The organism is Mycobacterium sp. NGS40 (genome assembly GCF_059812735.1).
The window spans coordinates 57,722-74,071 of the sequence record NZ_JCALDG010000020.1; the positions used below are offsets into that span (position 1 = coordinate 57,722).

The 16,350-nt window shown below is 64.4% G+C and carries 17 protein-coding genes; 3 read left to right on the top strand and 14 right to left on the bottom strand.

Annotation, left to right across the window (positions count from 1 at the left end; genetic code table 11):
* Window positions 1-68 precede the first annotated feature (68 nt).
* Window positions 69-1,559, bottom strand: coding sequence for a type VII secretion protein EccB (eccB, locus tag AC5Y5O_RS25115; protein WP_061559488.1), 1,491 nt, complete (start codon window positions 1,557-1,559; stop codon window positions 69-71).
* A 194-nt stretch (window positions 1,560-1,753) separates the two neighbouring features.
* Here eccB and AC5Y5O_RS25120 point away from each other — a divergent pair, with 194 nt between their 5' ends.
* Window positions 1,754-2,005 carry a FitA-like ribbon-helix-helix domain-containing protein gene (locus tag AC5Y5O_RS25120; protein ID WP_061559489.1) on the top strand — a complete coding sequence of 84 codons (252 nt, stop codon included), beginning with the start codon at window positions 1,754-1,756 and terminating at the stop codon, window positions 2,003-2,005.
* Window positions 2,002-2,418 carry a type II toxin-antitoxin system VapC family toxin gene (locus AC5Y5O_RS25125; RefSeq protein WP_061559490.1) on the top strand — a complete coding sequence of 139 codons (417 nt, stop codon included), beginning with the start codon at window positions 2,002-2,004 and terminating at the stop codon, window positions 2,416-2,418. Before AC5Y5O_RS25120 ends, AC5Y5O_RS25125 begins: the two co-directional genes overlap by 4 nt.
* Before the next feature lie 216 nt (window positions 2,419-2,634).
* On the opposite strand, the gene AC5Y5O_RS25130 is transcribed toward AC5Y5O_RS25125, so the two are convergent.
* From AC5Y5O_RS25130 to AC5Y5O_RS25145, 4 genes are all read right to left on the bottom strand, one after another.
* Window positions 2,635-3,744, bottom strand: coding sequence for a tetratricopeptide repeat protein (locus tag AC5Y5O_RS25130; protein WP_139043412.1), 1,110 nt, complete (start codon window positions 3,742-3,744; stop codon window positions 2,635-2,637).
* Window positions 3,677-5,233 carry a hypothetical protein gene (locus AC5Y5O_RS25135; RefSeq protein WP_139043411.1) on the bottom strand — a complete coding sequence of 519 codons (1,557 nt, stop codon included), beginning with the start codon at window positions 5,231-5,233 and terminating at the stop codon, window positions 3,677-3,679. The genes AC5Y5O_RS25130 and AC5Y5O_RS25135 overlap by 68 nt, the downstream gene beginning before the upstream one ends.
* A 158-nt stretch (window positions 5,234-5,391) precedes the next feature.
* Entirely contained in the window at window positions 5,392-5,631 is a 240-nt protein-coding gene (locus AC5Y5O_RS25140) for a type II toxin-antitoxin system ParD family antitoxin (protein WP_061559494.1), read from the bottom strand.
* Window positions 5,632-5,734: 103 nt separating this feature from the next.
* Window positions 5,735-6,886, bottom strand: coding sequence for an EspK C-terminal domain-containing protein (locus AC5Y5O_RS25145; protein WP_491562440.1), 1,152 nt, complete (start codon window positions 6,884-6,886; stop codon window positions 5,735-5,737).
* On the opposite strand from AC5Y5O_RS25145, the gene AC5Y5O_RS25150 reads away from it, so the two are divergent.
* Window positions 6,786-7,112, top strand: a complete 327-nt coding sequence (locus tag AC5Y5O_RS25150; RefSeq protein WP_175364738.1) for a hypothetical protein — start codon at window positions 6,786-6,788, stop codon at window positions 7,110-7,112. The genes AC5Y5O_RS25145 and AC5Y5O_RS25150 overlap by 101 nt on opposite strands.
* A gap of 1,057 nt (window positions 7,113-8,169) precedes the next feature.
* Here the strand turns inward: AC5Y5O_RS25150 and tnpB are convergent.
* From tnpB to AC5Y5O_RS25195, 9 genes are all read right to left on the bottom strand, one after another.
* Window positions 8,170-9,549, bottom strand: coding sequence for an IS607 family element RNA-guided endonuclease TnpB (gene tnpB, locus AC5Y5O_RS25155; protein ID WP_061559595.1), 1,380 nt, complete (start codon window positions 9,547-9,549; stop codon window positions 8,170-8,172).
* 236 nt (window positions 9,550-9,785) lie between these two features.
* Window positions 9,786-10,073, bottom strand: a complete 288-nt coding sequence (locus tag AC5Y5O_RS25160) for a hypothetical protein (RefSeq protein WP_061559594.1) — start codon at window positions 10,071-10,073, stop codon at window positions 9,786-9,788.
* A gap of 293 nt (window positions 10,074-10,366) precedes the next feature.
* Window positions 10,367-10,705, bottom strand: coding sequence for a hypothetical protein (locus AC5Y5O_RS25165; RefSeq protein ID WP_061559593.1), 339 nt, complete (start codon window positions 10,703-10,705; stop codon window positions 10,367-10,369).
* Window positions 10,705-11,187: a hypothetical protein gene (locus AC5Y5O_RS25170; RefSeq protein WP_061559592.1), complete on the bottom strand. Its 483-nt coding sequence runs from the start codon at window positions 11,185-11,187 to the stop codon at window positions 10,705-10,707. Before AC5Y5O_RS25170 ends, AC5Y5O_RS25165 begins: the two co-directional genes overlap by 1 nt.
* Window positions 11,188-11,452: 265 nt before the next feature.
* Entirely contained in the window at window positions 11,453-11,839 is a 387-nt protein-coding gene (locus AC5Y5O_RS25175) for a YbaB/EbfC family nucleoid-associated protein (protein WP_061559591.1), read from the bottom strand.
* Window positions 11,840-11,948: 109 nt separating this feature from the next.
* Window positions 11,949-13,697: a hypothetical protein gene (locus AC5Y5O_RS25180; protein WP_232530498.1), complete on the bottom strand. Its 1,749-nt coding sequence runs from the start codon at window positions 13,695-13,697 to the stop codon at window positions 11,949-11,951.
* Window positions 13,698-13,744: 47 nt separating this feature from the next.
* Window positions 13,745-14,044 (bottom strand): DUF2694 family protein, encoded by a 300-nt coding sequence (locus tag AC5Y5O_RS25185; RefSeq protein ID WP_061559590.1) that lies wholly within the window; start codon window positions 14,042-14,044, stop codon window positions 13,745-13,747.
* 4 nt (window positions 14,045-14,048) lie between these two features.
* Window positions 14,049-14,366 carry a type VII secretion target gene (locus AC5Y5O_RS25190; protein ID WP_061559589.1) on the bottom strand — a complete coding sequence of 106 codons (318 nt, stop codon included), beginning with the start codon at window positions 14,364-14,366 and terminating at the stop codon, window positions 14,049-14,051.
* 34 nt (window positions 14,367-14,400) lie between these two features.
* Window positions 14,401-15,990 (bottom strand): DUF4226 domain-containing protein, encoded by a 1,590-nt coding sequence (locus AC5Y5O_RS25195; protein WP_239723496.1) that lies wholly within the window; start codon window positions 15,988-15,990, stop codon window positions 14,401-14,403.
* Window positions 15,991-16,350 lie beyond the last annotated feature (360 nt).

Consider the following 16,350-nt stretch of genomic DNA (forward strand, 5'->3'; position numbering starts at 1 on the left):
ATCAACTTTGGGCGCCCTCAGCCGCCGAGACGGACTGAAACGTATCGTCGACAAACCCTCGCCCCCTTTTATCCGCCGGCTCGCACATTGGTTTTCGTCGGCAACACGGCCACCGCATCAGACGGACTGTGCACCGTCAACGCGGCCGCCCGCGACAGCTCCGGGCCCGCAGGCCATACCTGCAGCATCGACCACGGCGCCGGACGAACCTGAGACAACACCAGACCCAACGCCTGCACGCTATTGCCGTCAAACGGCACACCGTATCGCGACCCGGTGAAGCTAATCAGCCACATCGTTTCGCGCGCAGGCGAATCCAACGCCTGACCAGTGGTGCTAACAAACGTTGATGCACTATCACCGACTAAGACTTGATTCGCTTGCACCCCGCCATTGCCGGCGCCCACCAACGGCACCAGCTTCGCCCGTTGATCCGCGCGGATCGGCAACCCCCGTCCGGAGATCACCGCCAGCCGCGCCTGGCGCTCGCTTACACTCCACTGCCACGCCACACACGACACCGGCCGACTGCCCGGATCAACCAGGCGCACCGGCGAACGCGGATAATAATCCACGTCAAGAGCATGACGCAGCGGAACATGCGACAGATGATCTGGTGATACCTGCGGCGGCGTGGCTAAACCAAACGAATCATGTTGGCGCAGTATCGAAGCCACCACCGGCGAGACTTCTTGAACGCCATCTGCCAGCACTACATAGAAGCGATCCGATTGTGCAGCCACGTCCCGGCTGGCCACGACCGCACCGATAACGACCCCTGCACCCAAATCCACCTGAGCGGGCCCGCCGGCGCCAGGCACAGCAGGAACGACCAGCGGACCTCCCGCCGGCAGCGCGTCATACAACGCCCGCGACATCCCCGTCAGCTGCGCCCCGGGCGTAATGCCCAGCGGCGCGGCGATCGCCGACTGAGACAGATCAATCGGCATCCGAACACCATTGGTCACCAGGTATACCTGTGGCCCATAAGACAACAACAACGCCTCACCGCCAGCCAGCTCCCCGGCCCCCTCCCCCAGCGACAGTTGCCCATCAATACCCGTCACCAGCGGCGAACCACCAACCGTAGTCGGCGCCGTGTCGCACACAGCCCAGCGAGACACCTGGGGCGACAACACCGTTGGCGTCTCCACCGGGGCGCCCTGGATCCCCACCGTCGGCCCTTTCGGCCACTTCGCGATCTCCCCTGGCGCCACAAACGTCGGCCGATCCGGCTCACCAGCAATCAGCTGCGCCGACACCAAATTCAACGCCGGATACAGCCGCTTGTCGACCACCACAAACAACGCACCCGACGAACGATCAGCAACGATCTTCGACGAGTCATCGATCACCCCCGCCGGGCGAAACCACCCGTACACGAACGCGCCCACCACGAGCACCACACCCAACACCGCTGACAGCATCAACAGCGTGCGATGCCAGCGAACCGGATTAATCTCCATGCTCACCGAACGGCGCAACAAGGCAAATGACAAGCGTCGCCGAACAAAGAAATGACCCGAAACCTGCGTCTTAGACGCCAACTTCAACGGCACACCGGCACCATAACGCCCGTCGCTACACCCCCGCTACCAGCGCGTCCACATTGAATGAAAACCCAGACCAACGACCCCACCTCGACAGCACCGGAAGCGGCCATGACGCATGTTCGGGCGGCGGGCGCGGCGTTCGTCGACCCCAGCGGTGAGCTCAACGAAGCAGCGGAATGCTATCATGATATCATCGGTTTATGGCGCAGATTATTATCCGTCAACTTGAGGACGACACCAAGGCCAAATTGCAGCGACTCGCCCGCCGCCACGGCCGCAGCACCGAGGAAGAAGCGCGCGAAATCTTAAGGAACGCAGTCCGAAACGTCGATGATCGGCCCCGGCGGCTGGGGTCTCGTATCGCGTCACGCTTCAAGGGGGTGGGCCTGACCGAGGACATACCCGAACTGCGGGGACAGCCCGTCCAGCCGGCACAGTTCAACGAATCATGATCCTGCTCGACACCAATGTGCTCTCCGCGTTGATGCGGGACACACCCGATCCGGCCGTCGTGGAATGGCTCGATAATCAGCCCACCGAATCAATCTGGACGACGTCGGTCACAGTATTCGAGATACGCACTGGCATTGAGCTTTTGACGCCAAGCCGCCGGCGCAAGCGGCTAGACGAGACCTTCTCTCAGCTCCTCGACGAAGACCTCGAGGGTCGTGTGCAATCCTTCGACCTGACGGCCGCGATTGCCGCGGGGACCATCGCCGCCACCCAACAACGAGTCGGGCGTGCGGTGGAGATTCGCGATGTGCAGATCGCCGGCATCGCGGCATCCCGGCACGCAACTGTGGCTACCCGCAATACCCGCCACTTTGACGAAACAGGCGTCGACCTGGTCAACCCCTGGGACTGACGCGTCGTGCACCAGACTTGGGTAGAAGAGGCGCGCACCTCGCCAGCGGCGACCACGCCCGGACCACCACCGGGCTTTCGTCACGTGACAGCCGGGGCCGCGATCTTGTACTGGCTACGGGCAGGCTTCTTCGAGCTTGAGGTTGCTGGACTGGCCCTACACGCCGCAACCGCAGCGTAGAAAGAAGCCGACCGCTTACAGCCGTCGGAGAATTCATCATGACCCGGAGTTGCCCGGTCCCTCCGTGCGGCCGATGAGGCCGTTGTCGAGAACGATGACGTCTGGGGCGACCGCGCGTATGTTGCGGGCCAGCGTGGCGATCGCCGGGTGACCATTTGGAAAATGCGTGTGGAAGATGTGCAGCGCACGCTCGTACAGCTTGAAGGCCTCGGCTGGCTCCCCCAGCGCGCGCCACGCGTTGCCCAGATTGGTGGTGATGATTGCGACCTGGGGGTGCCCGGGGCCGAACTTCGCCGCAGTGATGCGCAGCGCACTCTCGTACAGCTCGCGGGCCTTAGCCGGCTCTCTCAGCTCATTCCACGCGCCCCCCAGATTGTTGAGGGTTGCGGCGACGTCGGGATGGTCAGGGCCGAACTCGCGCTTGTAGATGGGGAGCGCACGCTCGTACAGCTTCAAGGCCTCGGCCGGCTCCCCCAACCCGCGCCACGCGTTGCCCAGATTGGTGAGGGTGCGTGCGACCTGGAGGTGCTCAGGGCCGAACTTCCGCTCATTGATGCCCAGCGCACGCTCGTAGAGCTCGCGCGCCTTGGCCGGCTCGCCCAGCTCACTCCACGCGTTGCCCAGATTCACGAGTATGAGCGCGACCTGTTGTTCGTCGTCGGGGCCGAACTCGCGCTCGCTGATGGGCAGCGCACGCTCGTAGAGCTCGCGCGCCTTGGCCGGCTGCCCGAGGTTAAACCACGCGCTCCCCAGATCGGTGAGGATGCGTGCGACTGCGGGATGGTCGGGGCCGAACTTCCGCTCGTTGATCGACAGCGCACGCTCGCAGAGCTCGCGGGCCTTGCCCGGCTGCCCCAGCTCACGCCACGCATTGCCCAAATTGGTGAGCATGCGAGCGACTTCGGGATGGTCGGGGCCGAACTTCCGCTCGTTGATCGACAGCGCACGCTCGAACAGCTCGCGGGCATTGGTGGGCTGCCCCAGCTCAATCCACGCGCTCCCCAGATTCATGAGTATGAGCGCGACCTGTTGTTCGTCGTCGGGGCCGAACTCCCGCTCGCCGATGGGCAGCGCACGCTCATAGAGCTCGCGCGCCTTGGCCGGCTGCCCGAGGATAAACCATGCGTTCCCCAGATTGGTGAGCATGCGTGCGACTTCGGGGTGGTCGGGACCGTAGGCGGCTTCGGTGAGCTCCAATAGCCGTTTTCGGGGGGGGAATTTCTGCGTTGGGGTCCCTATGCGCGTGGCTGAACGCCACTGCTTGCCTAAGTGATTCTGCGGCCGGGTCGTCGATGGCGGTGATCATCGCCCACGCCCGTGCAGCGGCGCTCACGTTGCCCTCAGTGTGGGCACGAAATCCGATGCGCCCAACGGCCTCTGAATCGTCGGCGATGCCGGCGGCCTCAAGAGCCGCTGTCCACACCGCCTCGGCCGGCCCGTTCCCCTCAGCACGGTGGATCTCCACGATCGCAGCGTGAGCAGCAACGACCTGTTTGCCTTGGCAATCGGTTTCCTTGGATATCAGCGAAGCTCCACCGACAACCCGGGTGGCCGCCCACTCCAGGGCACCGTGCAAATGTCTAGGTTCGATCTTCTGATGCCCGGTCGGTCGTTGTTGCGCCAGGCCAGCTAGCCGGTCCTCCGGCAACGGACGACGAATGTCCGTCGAGGCCCACTCGAGGGCGATTTCAACGACCGCCCGCGCGAGAGCACAGCGATCCCCGGCTGGCTCAAATTGGCAACTATGGTCGCCACCCTTTAGCCGTGTCATCAGCGTCGCAGTAGTCGTGAAAGCTGGCGCGATACCTTCGCTGAAGTCCACTGTGGGATAGGCCGCCTCGGCGCGCCCCAGTTCCTTGACCGACGGTAACCGCTCAAGCCCGACCGATTTACCGAATGCTTCGGCAACAGCACGATTTTCGGCTGCCCAGACTACATATTGATTCGAGGAGATCGTAGCCACGACCCGTAACCCCGGTGACCGATCGCCGTAGCGACGCAACGTTGCTGCTGTCAGCCCAGCATTCGTGAACGTGTCGACCCGATCGAGCCACAACAACAGCGGTGCCCCGGGCGGGACCCGGGACAGTACATCGAGATCGGCCAGGGCGGTCGAGAGGCCATGCGACGCAATTGGAACGAGGACCAGCGGCGAGGTCGGTACGGTCAATGCGAGTTCGTACGCGGTGCGTGTGACCCCGCTGGCCGGATCGCCGACGAGCAGCACAAAGCCACTGGATTGAAGACGCTGGCGGGCCGTCTGGTCTATATCGCGATCGACGTATGGAGGGAAGCGTTCTCCGTCCGCGATGTAGCGCTCCGCAAGCTGCGATTTGGCCACCCCGAGGTCTTGGAAGGGGTCGACGTCACGAATCTGCGGGAGAGGCCAGAGCAAGCAGTCCTGGATCGCGTGCAGCCATTTGGCCTCTGCCGCCTCAACCTCCCGCCGCTTCTGCTCTTCAGCTTCTTTTTTGGCGCGCCAGTCGGTCCGCAGCTTTTCCACCACAACAGCTACTCCGACCACCGCGATAACGATAATTACGAGCAGGCGCGACCATAACGGGGCCTGCAGTGCGGCCAAAACGGAACTAACTGCGGTGGCAACGGCACCACCGACACCCAGAACCGCAACCACGACCAAACCAGCCGGAAGGGCTCGCAACCCAACACGAAGGGCCCGCAGCCGGGCGACCCAACTCGAAACATCCATAGTTCTACTCGCTACGCGGCATGCACATCATGTGAGTCTGGCCGCGGGCATGGTCACGCACAAGGGGCCGGCAGAGAGTCGGCTCACCGAGCGTGCCGCTCCGCCCGCTTCCGTGCGTTGAAATCGAAGGGAGTCGCCTCGCCACTGTGTTCGCCGGCAATCAGCGCCTGGCGTAAGGCATCCAGACGCGTTTCGCGATCCTCGAGGAGTCGAAGTGCTGCGCGCACAACGTCACTGGACGAACCATATCGACCAGAGGCGACCTCCGCCTCGATGAAAGCGCTGAAATGGTTATCCAGGCTGAACGACGTGTTCTTACCCATACACCGCACCGTAACTGCGACGCAGCGATTCACGTCGCCCATAGGGACAACCCAACCCACTGGAATTTCGTCACGTGACAGATCGGGCGCGATCTCTACCGCACTACGGACAGGCGGCCTCGAGTTCGAGGTTGCGGAGCGCGAGTTGGATCTTGCCCACAATGTCGTCTTCCTGACACGTGATTCCCGCGTAGATCATGTCCGCCAGGTCCGCCGTCGACAGGGGCTGCTTCGACCAACCTCCCACCAGTTCCATCGCACGCCCGGTAGTCCACTGCGCGTAATACCGCTGACGGTCACCAGTTGCCGACCCTGGCAGTGGCCTATTCGCGCTCAGGTTCACGTAATAGACGGATGCGGCAATCTGGTACTGCTTCCACGCCTCTTCCGCGATGCCGTCACCGGTGCCCAGCGCATCCCACATCTGCCGCAACTCCGGTGTCATCTGGCCCGACATCTTCACCGTCTCGATCAACTGCACAGCCAGCGGCACCACGACCTTATTTTCAATCAACCGAGCTTCAATCTCGGCCGAAGTCATCTGCTGAAGCCGGGCATACAACTCCAGGTGCAACGCTTCGAGACGATGCATGTGCATGTCGTCAAGCGTGGGCCGGATGTAGACACCGTCCTCAAACTCCCGTTGGCAGACAGCGTATTCCACACCAGGCGCTCGACCGAAAGAACTGTCCGCAGTCACCGCCATGGCAACAAGATGCGTCCCGCCGCGACCTCGCAGCCGCGCATATTCGGCCAGTACCTCAGCGGGATCGGGCGAACCGAACCAACGTTCCCGAAACTGGTTGTCCACCAACTTATCTGACACCAACAAGCGTGCAGTACGCGGTAAGAACACTCCCCGCGGAATATAACCGAACCCTTCGTTGGACATCACCACACACTCGGTCGCCCCACCGGCCTCACGCCGAAACACACCCACAGCCCACTCGATGCAGGCGTAATTAACGATGTCACTGTCACGACGGAGCTTGCGCGCCAAAGCTTTTGCAGTTGCCAGCTCCGCTGACTCCGGGCGTCCACGCCCTCGGGCACCGGCCCCGGCACCGACAACACTTGCCGGAACCACCACCGCCCCACCCGATCCGGTTACTGAGCCAGCAGCCGGACCTGTAGACGGCGCCGAACCACCCGGTGTGCCTGTGTTGCTGGCAGGCGCGACCGGCGCCGCAGCACTCGCCCCCCCGGCAGCCACAGGGGCCGCCGGCGCACCCATCCCAGGCGGCGGAAGCATCATCGCCGCCGGTGCACCACCGGCCGTCCCGGCCGAGTTGGCGAGCGCCGCCCCCGCCGGGCTGGCCGACGCCGGAGTCACACCTGCCGCCGCCACCCCGGCCGAGGGAACACCCGCGCCCGACGTTAACCCCGCCGCCGGCGCCGCCGCGGCCTGCCCTGCAGCCGGTGTTCCAGTCCCCGTCGCAGGCGGCAGCGACCCCAACGCCGAACCTGTCGAAAGTCCTTGAGAGAAAGCCGGTCCCAACTGTTCCCCACCGCCAGCCGCCGGGGCAGCGCTAGCGGGCAGATTTCCCAACCCGGCCGCCTGGGCACCGGGCAGCTGTCCCATACCCCCGGGGAGCCCGCCTAAGCCTCCACCCGATCCAAGGCCCCCCATGCCGCCCCCGCCTGGCATCGAGCCAAGTCCTCCAGTCATAGACGTCAACCCCGGCGGAAAACCAACAGACTCAATGCCACCACCCCCACCACCAGGCATCTGCCCGGCGCCGGGATAAGGGCCCCCGACCACTGGGGCGGATCCCGGTCCTGTCATAGCCGGGTCTCCGTCCTCGCCTTTCGCGGCCCCATGGTGGTGCGGCGTGTGTCCGTTACCGGCGCCGACACCCTGCGGATTGTCAAGGCCGTTGGGGTTTCCGGGGTCTCCGTTCTGTGGTGGGTTGTCATCACCTAGTCCAGATCCCTCTTTGCCTGTTGGTACGGCTATTCCGCCGCCGCTGTGGGGCAAGACGGGGTCTTGAGGTGCCGGACCGCCCAGGTGCGAGGTTAGCGCCTTGATATCCCCGCCTGCAGTTCGCTGGAAAACCCCGGCCCTCGCGGTAGCGGCTCCTAGCAGGCTGGTGGTCAGGGAACGTGCGTGCGTGTGCCAGCGAGCCACGATCTCGTGTTGTTGTATCGGGTTTTTCGCCTGCGCCAGTTCAACGTTGGCTCTCACGACAACGTTCTGTTGGGCGGCTTGCGCGTCACGGTAAACACCCGCCACTCCATTGAAGTAATCCGCTGCAGCGCTGTAGATCCCCGCCATGCGCCCATAATCGGCAGCCAATTGGCGATTTACTTCGTGGCCCGCTTCCCAACCAGGCGATTGTGCAGCCTCTTCCCGCATCGCGTTAGCAACTTTGAGCCGCCGCTGCAGCTCACCGACTCTCTCCGCCAACGCCATGTAGTGGGCGGCGTGAATCTCTAACGGCTCCGCTGCCGGCGGCACCATATCCGGAGTGATGATGACGTTCCCAGCGATACTGGTTGCGGGCACGTCCGCCACAGCTCCCGTTGCAAGCAAGTGAGTCACGCGACTTGCACCCCGTCTCGGGGTTGTTCGGCAGCCTTGCGGCTGCGTCCCTTCCGTGCTTCACAGCCACCGGCCGGGCGAGGCCCGGTCTTACGGTCGGCTCCACGCTTGACGGCGGCCCCAACTGGGCCGACGACGCTAAGTGTTTCCTCGTAGCGTGCGAGGTTAATCGCGGCGTTGTCATCACGCTGGTGGATGACCGAACAGTCGTCGCATTGCCACTTTTCGTCCCACCCGATGTCCTGCACATGCCCGCAAGCGTGGCAGGTTTTCGACGACGGGAACCAGCGGTCAGCGACCACCAGCTGCGACCCGTACCAGACCGTCTTGTAGGACAAGTGCCGGCGCGGTGCGCCCAGCGCGGCATCCGACAGTCCGCGCCGTCTGGCGCGGGCACCCGGCAACCCTTTTTGCCGCAGCATCCCCGCCGCGTCCAAACCTTCAACAACGATCCGGCCGTGGGTTTGAGCCAAACGCGTTGTCAGACAGTGGAGGTGGTGGGTGCGGACATCGTTGACCCGGCGATGCAGCCGGGAAATCTCGATGGTGCGCTCACGGTAGCGCCGCGAGCCTTTCGTGCAGCGCGAGCGGGCACGGCTAACGCGCCGCAACTCTTTGAGCGCCACCTCGAGTGGCCGTGGATTAGGCACCTGGTCGAGCACTGCGCCGTCCTCGTCGGCGACCGTCGCCAGCCGGCGCACCCCGACATCGACACCAACCCGCGAACCAGGTGACCTGACGCTGGGTTGTTGCGGGCGTTGAATCAGCACGCGCACACTCGCATCCAGGCGGGTGCCGTTGCGGCGCACCGAGATCGCGAGCACCCGCGCCCGCCCGGCACGAATCAGGCGTTCAATCCGGCGGGTGTTCTCATGCGTGCGAACCATGCCGATCACCGGCAGCGTGACGTGCCTACGGTCTGGCTCGACCCGCATCGCACCGGTGGTGAAGCACATCCGATCAGCATCGCGGCCCTTGCGTTTGAAACGCGGGAACCCAACCCTTTTACCGGCCCGTTTACCCGACCTGGATTGTTGCCAGTTCCAGTACCCGTCCACCGCGGCCGCGATGCCGTCGGCGTAGGCCTCCTTCGAGCACTCCGGCCACCACACTGCGTCGGTCTCAGCGTTGACACACACGTCGTTCTTGACCGTGTTCCAGCGCTTCCGTAGCACCCGCAGCGACGGTTTCGCTGTCTCGATCCTGGTGGCGTGCCAGGCCTCGATATCGGCCTTCAGAGCCGCGACCGTCCAGTTGTAGGCCTTACGCCGCGCACCGAAATGCCGTGCCAACGCCACGGATTGCTCGGCGGTCGGGTCAAGGGTGAACCGGAACGCCTGCACCGACCACTCCTCGGGCACCTCGAACCGACCCATCACAACCAGTCCTCGCCATCCTCGCCGCACGCCGCGCACTCGCCGTCGTTACATGCGTCGCAAAGCCCACCGGAATCGATGGTGAAAAGGAACTCCGCACCGCAGCAAAAGCACGAAAACGACGTGTTCAGCACGCCCATCCTCATACCCATTACCGCCATGCCTCCGTTCCTACAGGACACCACCGACAACTAACGACCACTCAACCCGCAACAGCTGGCACCCCCTCCTCATTGCTACCGGCAAGCGGCGTTGACCTTGTCCTCTGCGGTATTTGCACGACCGATCGCCGCATTTCGCAAGCTGCCCTTGCGATGCGTGGTGGCGTCTTCCATATCCGAGCTGGCCGCAAGGTAATCGTCGATCCCTGAGCGGATCGCCGCCGGCGTACCGGCCGGGAGTTCGCGCCGCAGATACGCGCTTTCCACCAAGATCACCCGCGCCTCATTGGCCAAAGCCTCCTGAGTGACAGGATCATTCCAATCAGCTGGAGCATGGGCCACCGCGTTGGTGGCGTCGTCCATGGTCGTAGCCGCGTTCCCCCACAATTCGCATGCCCTTGTGCGTGCGGCCGTCACCTGATCGGCACTTGGTGCAGGTGGCGACCACGGCAGCACGACTGTGGTGCTGGGAGCCTTAGACGGGGTCATGAACGCCACTACCGCAAGCGCCGCGGCCGCGACCGACAGGGCCAACACCGCCGCCGAACCACCCAGAACGCCGCGACCCGGCCCTGCCGGCGGTGGTGGCGGAGGTGGAACCTGTGGCATACCGGGCGGTGCCGGTGTTCCCGCTTGGGGCGGGTGAAGAGTGGCGGTCATATGCTCACCACCGGATGCGGCGTCAAATCCTCTGCGTTCTGATTGTCGGTCTCCACGTCCGCGGTCAACGATCGATCGTTGCGCTGAGCAACCTTGCCACCACGCGGTCCCAGCGCTGCGCCGGCGCCGCCCACTTGCTGGTCCACCCCTGCGCTTGCTGCCACGCTCGGAGCCCACATCGATGCCACATGAGCGCCTCCGACTGCCGCGACCGCCGCGCCATGGGCTGCCTGCTCGACCACGGCCGCAGGGAACTCCACGGCTGCCGAACCAGTCAGCGTGTTCGCCGACTCCGCCGCGGCCGGCATGACCTGCAGAACGTCATCAGTTTGCATCACTCACACACCTTGTCGAGTTGATCTCCCGCATTTCTAACCGCGAGCACGAACGGCTGGGCGTCGTGGTCGGAAAGCTCGCGGGTATTGGCGTCGACCAACGCGATCACAGCGGTGATGTAATTGTTGATCGCATCTAGGACGTTCTTAGGGGTAGCGGGGGGAAGATGCTGTTGCATGTACTGCGTTTCCAGCATCGCAACCAGTTGGAAATTGCCTAGGGCAGGATGGTACTGAGGCGATTGCCGGTCCCGCGCTGCGTCGAAAAAATTCCGTTGAGCAGCGAGCATTGATTGGTCTGCGGTATCGCTTGCGCCGCAGGCTTCCTTTTTGGCCGCAGCGACTTGGTCTGGGCTGTAGCTCGGCGGTGGTGGGGGCGGCGCGGTGATCGTGGTGGTTGTCGCGGCTGGGGTTGATTGGCTCAACTTCACCGCACTCATCACTGTTGCGCTCAGCGCCAACAGCAGCGCCAGAGCCAGCATTACCGATACCGCGAGCCAGCCCGGGCGGCGCCTCGGGTACGCAGGAGGCGGTACAAGGGGTTGCGGGGGCGGCAGGTAGCTCGGTGGCGGCGGCATCACCGCGGCACCGGTCGGCATGCCGGCACTACTGGTTGAGATGGGCGGGCCGCCGGATACAGCTGGATAGCCCGGCTGCCCAACTGCCTGCGGATTCATGCAAATCAGAGTACTGGCGTGCGGCGACATCGGGCTACCATTGCGCGCGAATCTGAGACGAAACAGGTGTTCAAGTGGCGGTCCAGATTTCGCTCTGAGGATCGATGAACGCTTGCACAGCGGCGTCGAGCGCCTCCTGGTCTTGGCCGCCTCCCACGCTCGCTGTTTCCTCGGCCGCGGCGCTGACTGCCTCGTCGATGGTGGTGTTGATCAGCTCAGCCAACGCCCCGTGTGAGTAGCGGGTGGTGCAACCCTGTGCCAGTGACAGCGACGTGAGTTGTCCGTGCGAGTTAACCGACAACACGACGTCACCATCGCCGCCGATGGCTTCCAGATCGATGCCATCCATCTCCTCGAGCAGCTTGGAAAGCATCGTCGACACCCGTTCCATGCGCGCAATGACGTTGGCGGCTAGATTCTTGTCTGCCTCATAGCCGCCGTATTCATAGACGGTCAACGGACCCCCCCAACGTCGTCGGAAGCTATGTCATGCTGCAGCGCGGACAAGGCAGTCGACACACGATCGATCCGCGCGATGGCCGCGGCGATCAGAAACCCGTTGACGGTCACTGGGAGTCGCCGCCGGGGTCGGGGTCGACGGGTCGGCTGCGTGATCTGACGGTCACGGTGCGCTTGGGCCCGCCTTTGGGGTTCGCAGCGGCATCGACGGTGGCCGTGTGCCGAATTGGGTCGCCGCGTTCGCCTTTGACCGGTTCGGAATGAGGTTGCGCCGGCATCTCGATCGACTTATCTGGGTTTTTGACTTTGCGGTTCGTGGCACCGCTGCCGGCCCCCATGCCCCCCATCGGTGGCATGAACATCGGCGGGCCGCCCATACCGCTCTCGGCGGCGGCACCGGTGAAACTCGGGGAGCCGCTCGCGCCGGCCAAAGGTGGTGACGTTGAGGCGGCGACACCCGTTCCGGAGATTGCTGACGCCGCGGGTTTGAGATCAGCGCCGCTACTTGCCGCTGGGGTGGTAGCGCCGTCGTCACCGCTGCCTGCGCCGGCACCACTGCCCAGGGAGTCTGCTGGCTCAATTTTGGCGGCGTCTTCGACAGCGTTCTTGCCCGCCATTCCTTGTGCTAACCCTGCGACGCTCTGAGTGGCTTGCTGGGCCAGCCCCTGCAGCTCTTGGCCCAGTTTCTGCGGTATCTGAGTGGCCATGCCAACTCCGGCGCCCAGCACGCCGGTCAGCATCGACGGCAAGGATGACGCCATTGCCGGCATCGAGCCCTCTCCCGTCGGCGCTAGCGGGTTAGCGGCGGGATCAGCATCTCCTGGGTCGAGACCGTCGAGGTCGCTGGGGTCGGTGCTGGGGTCGACGTCGCCCGCGTGGCCAGTGCCCGCATGATCGCGGGTCGGTTTGGGATCGGCTCCCTGCGGGGTCGTCGATGTCGGGGTGTCCCCTTGTCCGGCACCAGGTTCCACGATGACTGGGGCTGGTGGTGGCCCGGGCGGAGCCTCAGGTATCTGCTCGCCAGTGTGGTAGCCAGCGGCCACTATCTGGGTGTGGCTGGTTAATTGGGTCAAATTGGTGTGCGCCTTGGCCACCGCGGCCGCTGATCCGGGACTGGGATAGGAACTGTTGAGTGCGATCGCGTTGTGCAGTTCGCGGTGTCGGTTAGCGAACTCTGTGGTCGTCGGCGTCGCCTGTTTGACCTGAGTGAATCTGTGCTTGTGGTTGTCGGCTAGCTTTGCGACGGCGTCGGCATGGCGGGCCATCTCCTGCGCCCAGTCGGCGTAACGAGTCAACGCCGCCGTAATGCGTGGTGCCGCTTCCCCTTTGAGATGTTCACCGACCGTTGCCGCCCCGCGGCGGGCCGCTTGCGCGGCAGCGCTGAATCCTTGTGAGAGGGCGGCGCAGTCTGCCACAAACGGATCCCCAGCCGCGGGCTGGCCCGCTTCCATGATCGCCGCCGTCGCTTCGGCTGGGCGTGGTGCCGGCGGGGCGATCGGCACATCCGCAGCGACCAGGTTAACGGTCACCGCGGGGGTGAAGGCCGGCTTGGGGGGCGCAGGGTTACCGTGCAAGCTCACCACGGATTGATTGGCCTGGTCCATCTCCCCATATGCCAGTGCGGACTGTGTGATCGCCGCGGCGCCGGCCGCAAGGACCGCCGACCCGTCAGTGGCGCGCGACGCCATCACCCCGGCGTGTTCACTGAGGCGCGCGGCCACGCTCGCTGATGTCTCGTCGGTGGCCAGCGGGGGATGCACCGGCAGTTGGGTGCCGAGCTCGGCGAGGGTCTGCGCGGCGGCGACTAGGCCCGCGACCGCACTGTGCAGTCCTGCGACATCGACCTGCAGCACCACGGCATCCCCTCCCCTACTGATTTTTTGCTGACGTTGCGCTGAGTTGTCTAGAAATCGATCAGGGCCTCATAGCTGGCAACTTGGTCCTCGGTGGGCAACGCGGTCGACACCGTCACGTGTTGGGCCTCCCACTCTTGGCGTAGCGCCAACTGAGAGCGTAAATGAGCCAGTGTGTTCAATTTGATGATGCGGTTAGCCAATTCGGCGTCGCTGAGCTGCATCGCCGCCGCCTGAAGCTCCACGCCTAAAGAGTTTCCGCTACGGCCTACCGCCACCACGATCGAGTCATCGCGACTGACGGCCTCGAACACGACGGTGTCGTAGTCGGTCGACGGCGCCTCAGACATGACGCTAGTCCGTGGAAATCGTCAAGTTGGCGCGGTTTTCAGCGTTCATCTCCGCCATCTGCGCTGCGCCGGTGCGAAGCTGCCGGGCCATGGCCGCGTGCCGCTCTTGTTGGTCGCGCAAGGCGGTTTCGCGGTCGTTGACGGCGGCCACCGCAGCACGACGGGCCTCGTAAAACAGTGGTCCCCACGATTGGGCCGCGGCCACGGTGCGGGCATGGTCAGCACGGGCCTGCGCGCACGCCTCGGCAGCGCGCTCGTGGGCGATCGCCCACTGAATCAGCTTGTCGGTGCTGACCTGCAAGGCCTGCTCGTTCACGGTCATTACGGTACTCCCTCGCGTTGCTGTAGAAGGTCGCTTAAGTGGTCGACGGTGCGGGCGCGGTGGCTGCCGCGGCGACCGTTGTCGGTGTTGGAGCCGACACTCGGGTCCACCCCAAGAAATTCGGGCCAGTCTCGAGTTGGTCGATCGGCGTGACCTGGCCGTTGAGCCAAACATGGTCTTTGTCGAGGGCCATGACGCGATGATCGGTGTATTGGCCCACGTCGCCGAATTGCAGCCGCGAGGGAGCCATGGGCGCATTCACCGGGGAACCCAGCGGCGGTAGCTGAAGATTGGCTCCTGCAAAGGCATCGTCGATGCCGTCTCCGGAGAGCACCGCCCGCCCGGCCTGTGCGAGTGCAGCATTGGACGCTGTTCGCACCGACTGGTCGGGCAATTGGATCTGTGTCGTCGGCGTCGGCGTCTGCCCCTGCGCTGCAGGCGCTGATGGTGGCGGCGTGGCGCCGCTGCCGGCGTCTTCTGTGCCCGCTTTGTCCCCTTTGCCGCCTTTGTCTCCTGGATCGTGCAGTCCGGCTGGCTGCGTCTCGTCGTGAGATTTGTCGTCACTGTGCGAGTCGGACGGGTCTTTCAGCGCGTTGGCGTGCTCTTCAGCGGCTTGATCGGGATCGTGGCCGCCATCGCGTAGCGCTCCGCCGAGCGCGGAACCCAAATCGCCCAACCCGCCGCCACCGAGCCCACCGCCGCCGCCGAGTGAGGGAATCGCTGAACCAAGTGCGCCCGGCAGCGAGCCAAGAGCACCCATCGCCGGTCCCGCCATCATGCCCAGCCGCGACATCAATGGATCCGATGCCAGCCCGTCAAGCAGTGGGTCATTGCCACTGCTTGTACCGTCGCCGGTCCCAGCGGGCGTATCCCCGCCGCCACCCGCAGTGGGGTTGGTGGCGCCCGGGTTAGCGTCTGGGCCCGTGGTGTGAGGGTCCTCGCCGGAGTTCTTGTTTTGCAACGCCTGATAGCGCGCCGAGAGACCATCCAACACCCGCGCTTGTGAATCTGAGTCCAGCCCAGCGTTTTTCAACACGTTGAGGATGTCGCCGGTTTTGCCCTGCAAAAATTCTGCCAGCTGCTGCTGGCCGGTCGCAGTATCTAGCGATGACCCCAACTTGTTGACCTGGTCGATGATGTCTTGCTGCAAGCTTTGCAGCCGCTGACGGCCCTCAGTGCTCGAACTCGAGGCCTTAAGCACCGCGTCGGCCAGCTTGTCATCAGCGTCATTGAGCGCCGAATGGTTCTTGGCCAGCGCCTCGTCGAGGCGCTTGGCTGCCTCGGCCCCAGCCCCGCTTAGCCCCGGTGGCGGTGGCGTCCCGGCCGGGGTCGTCGGCCCTGGCGATCCCGGAGGGGGTGCAGGCGGCGGCGGCGACGCGGGTTGATCGCGGCCCAGCGCCTTATTGATTTCAGGCATCGGAGCCGTATCAGGGTTAATACCCATGTAGGTGAGCCTGGCCCGGTCGAGCTTGGTCAGCTCATCTCGCGACGTGAACGGTGCCGTTGGAGCGGGGTCCAGTGGCACCGGGCCGCCCGGTACCGGGTTTTGGGGAAACGGTGCCCCCAATACCTCGGATACTCCACCCAGCACTTGAGACAGCGCTACATCGGCCCAGCCAGTCATGTTCGGGACGATAAGTCCCGGGTCGACTGAACCGCTACCAACAACGGCACATTCACGAAAAACCGGCTGCCACAGCATGTCCACGCGGCCTGTCGACTTTTGTTGTCTTTCAAGACACGCCGCACCAGATGCGCGGTAGTACCGCGTCGGCGGTGTAACACTTTGCGCGATAGCACCACCTGTCCCAACGGAAGGAACGCCTCGCCATCGCCGATAACGGCAACTATTCCATGTGCCGCACCAACCGTCGAGCGTCCTCAACCCGCCTATGGCACAAACGCTTTCGGTGCTCACACCAAGCCAACACCACGGCCAGGCGCCTGTCCCGGCAGACACAGAGCCGATTACCGCGCCTGCCAC

Excerpts from the sequence above, each read along its gene's own strand:
- AC5Y5O_RS25120 (WP_061559489.1), top strand. The coding sequence starts at position 1,754 with ATGGCGCAGATTATTATCCGTCAACTTGAGGACGACACCAAGGCCAAA.
- AC5Y5O_RS25125 (WP_061559490.1), top strand. The coding sequence starts at position 2,002 with ATGATCCTGCTCGACACCAATGTGCTCTCCGCGTTGATGCGGGACACA.
- AC5Y5O_RS25130 (WP_139043412.1), bottom strand. The coding sequence starts at position 3,744 with ATGCTCACCAATCTGGGGAACGCATGGTTTATCCTCGGGCAGCCGGCC.
- AC5Y5O_RS25140 (WP_061559494.1), bottom strand. The coding sequence starts at position 5,631 with ATGGGTAAGAACACGTCGTTCAGCCTGGATAACCATTTCAGCGCTTTC.
- AC5Y5O_RS25145 (WP_491562440.1), bottom strand. The coding sequence starts at position 6,886 with ATGATGCTTCCGCCGCCTGGGATGGGTGCGCCGGCGGCCCCTGTGGCT.
- tnpB (WP_061559595.1), bottom strand. The coding sequence starts at position 9,549 with ATGGGTCGGTTCGAGGTGCCCGAGGAGTGGTCGGTGCAGGCGTTCCGG.
- AC5Y5O_RS25160 (WP_061559594.1), bottom strand. The coding sequence starts at position 10,073 with ATGGACGACGCCACCAACGCGGTGGCCCATGCTCCAGCTGATTGGAAT.
- AC5Y5O_RS25165 (WP_061559593.1), bottom strand. The coding sequence starts at position 10,705 with ATGCAAACTGATGACGTTCTGCAGGTCATGCCGGCCGCGGCGGAGTCG.
- AC5Y5O_RS25170 (WP_061559592.1), bottom strand. The coding sequence starts at position 11,187 with ATGCTGGCTCTGGCGCTGCTGTTGGCGCTGAGCGCAACAGTGATGAGT.
- AC5Y5O_RS25185 (WP_061559590.1), bottom strand. The coding sequence starts at position 14,044 with ATGTCTGAGGCGCCGTCGACCGACTACGACACCGTCGTGTTCGAGGCC.
- AC5Y5O_RS25190 (WP_061559589.1), bottom strand. The coding sequence starts at position 14,366 with ATGACCGTGAACGAGCAGGCCTTGCAGGTCAGCACCGACAAGCTGATT.
- AC5Y5O_RS25195 (WP_239723496.1), bottom strand. The coding sequence starts at position 15,990 with ATGACTGGCTGGGCCGATGTAGCGCTGTCTCAAGTGCTGGGTGGAGTA.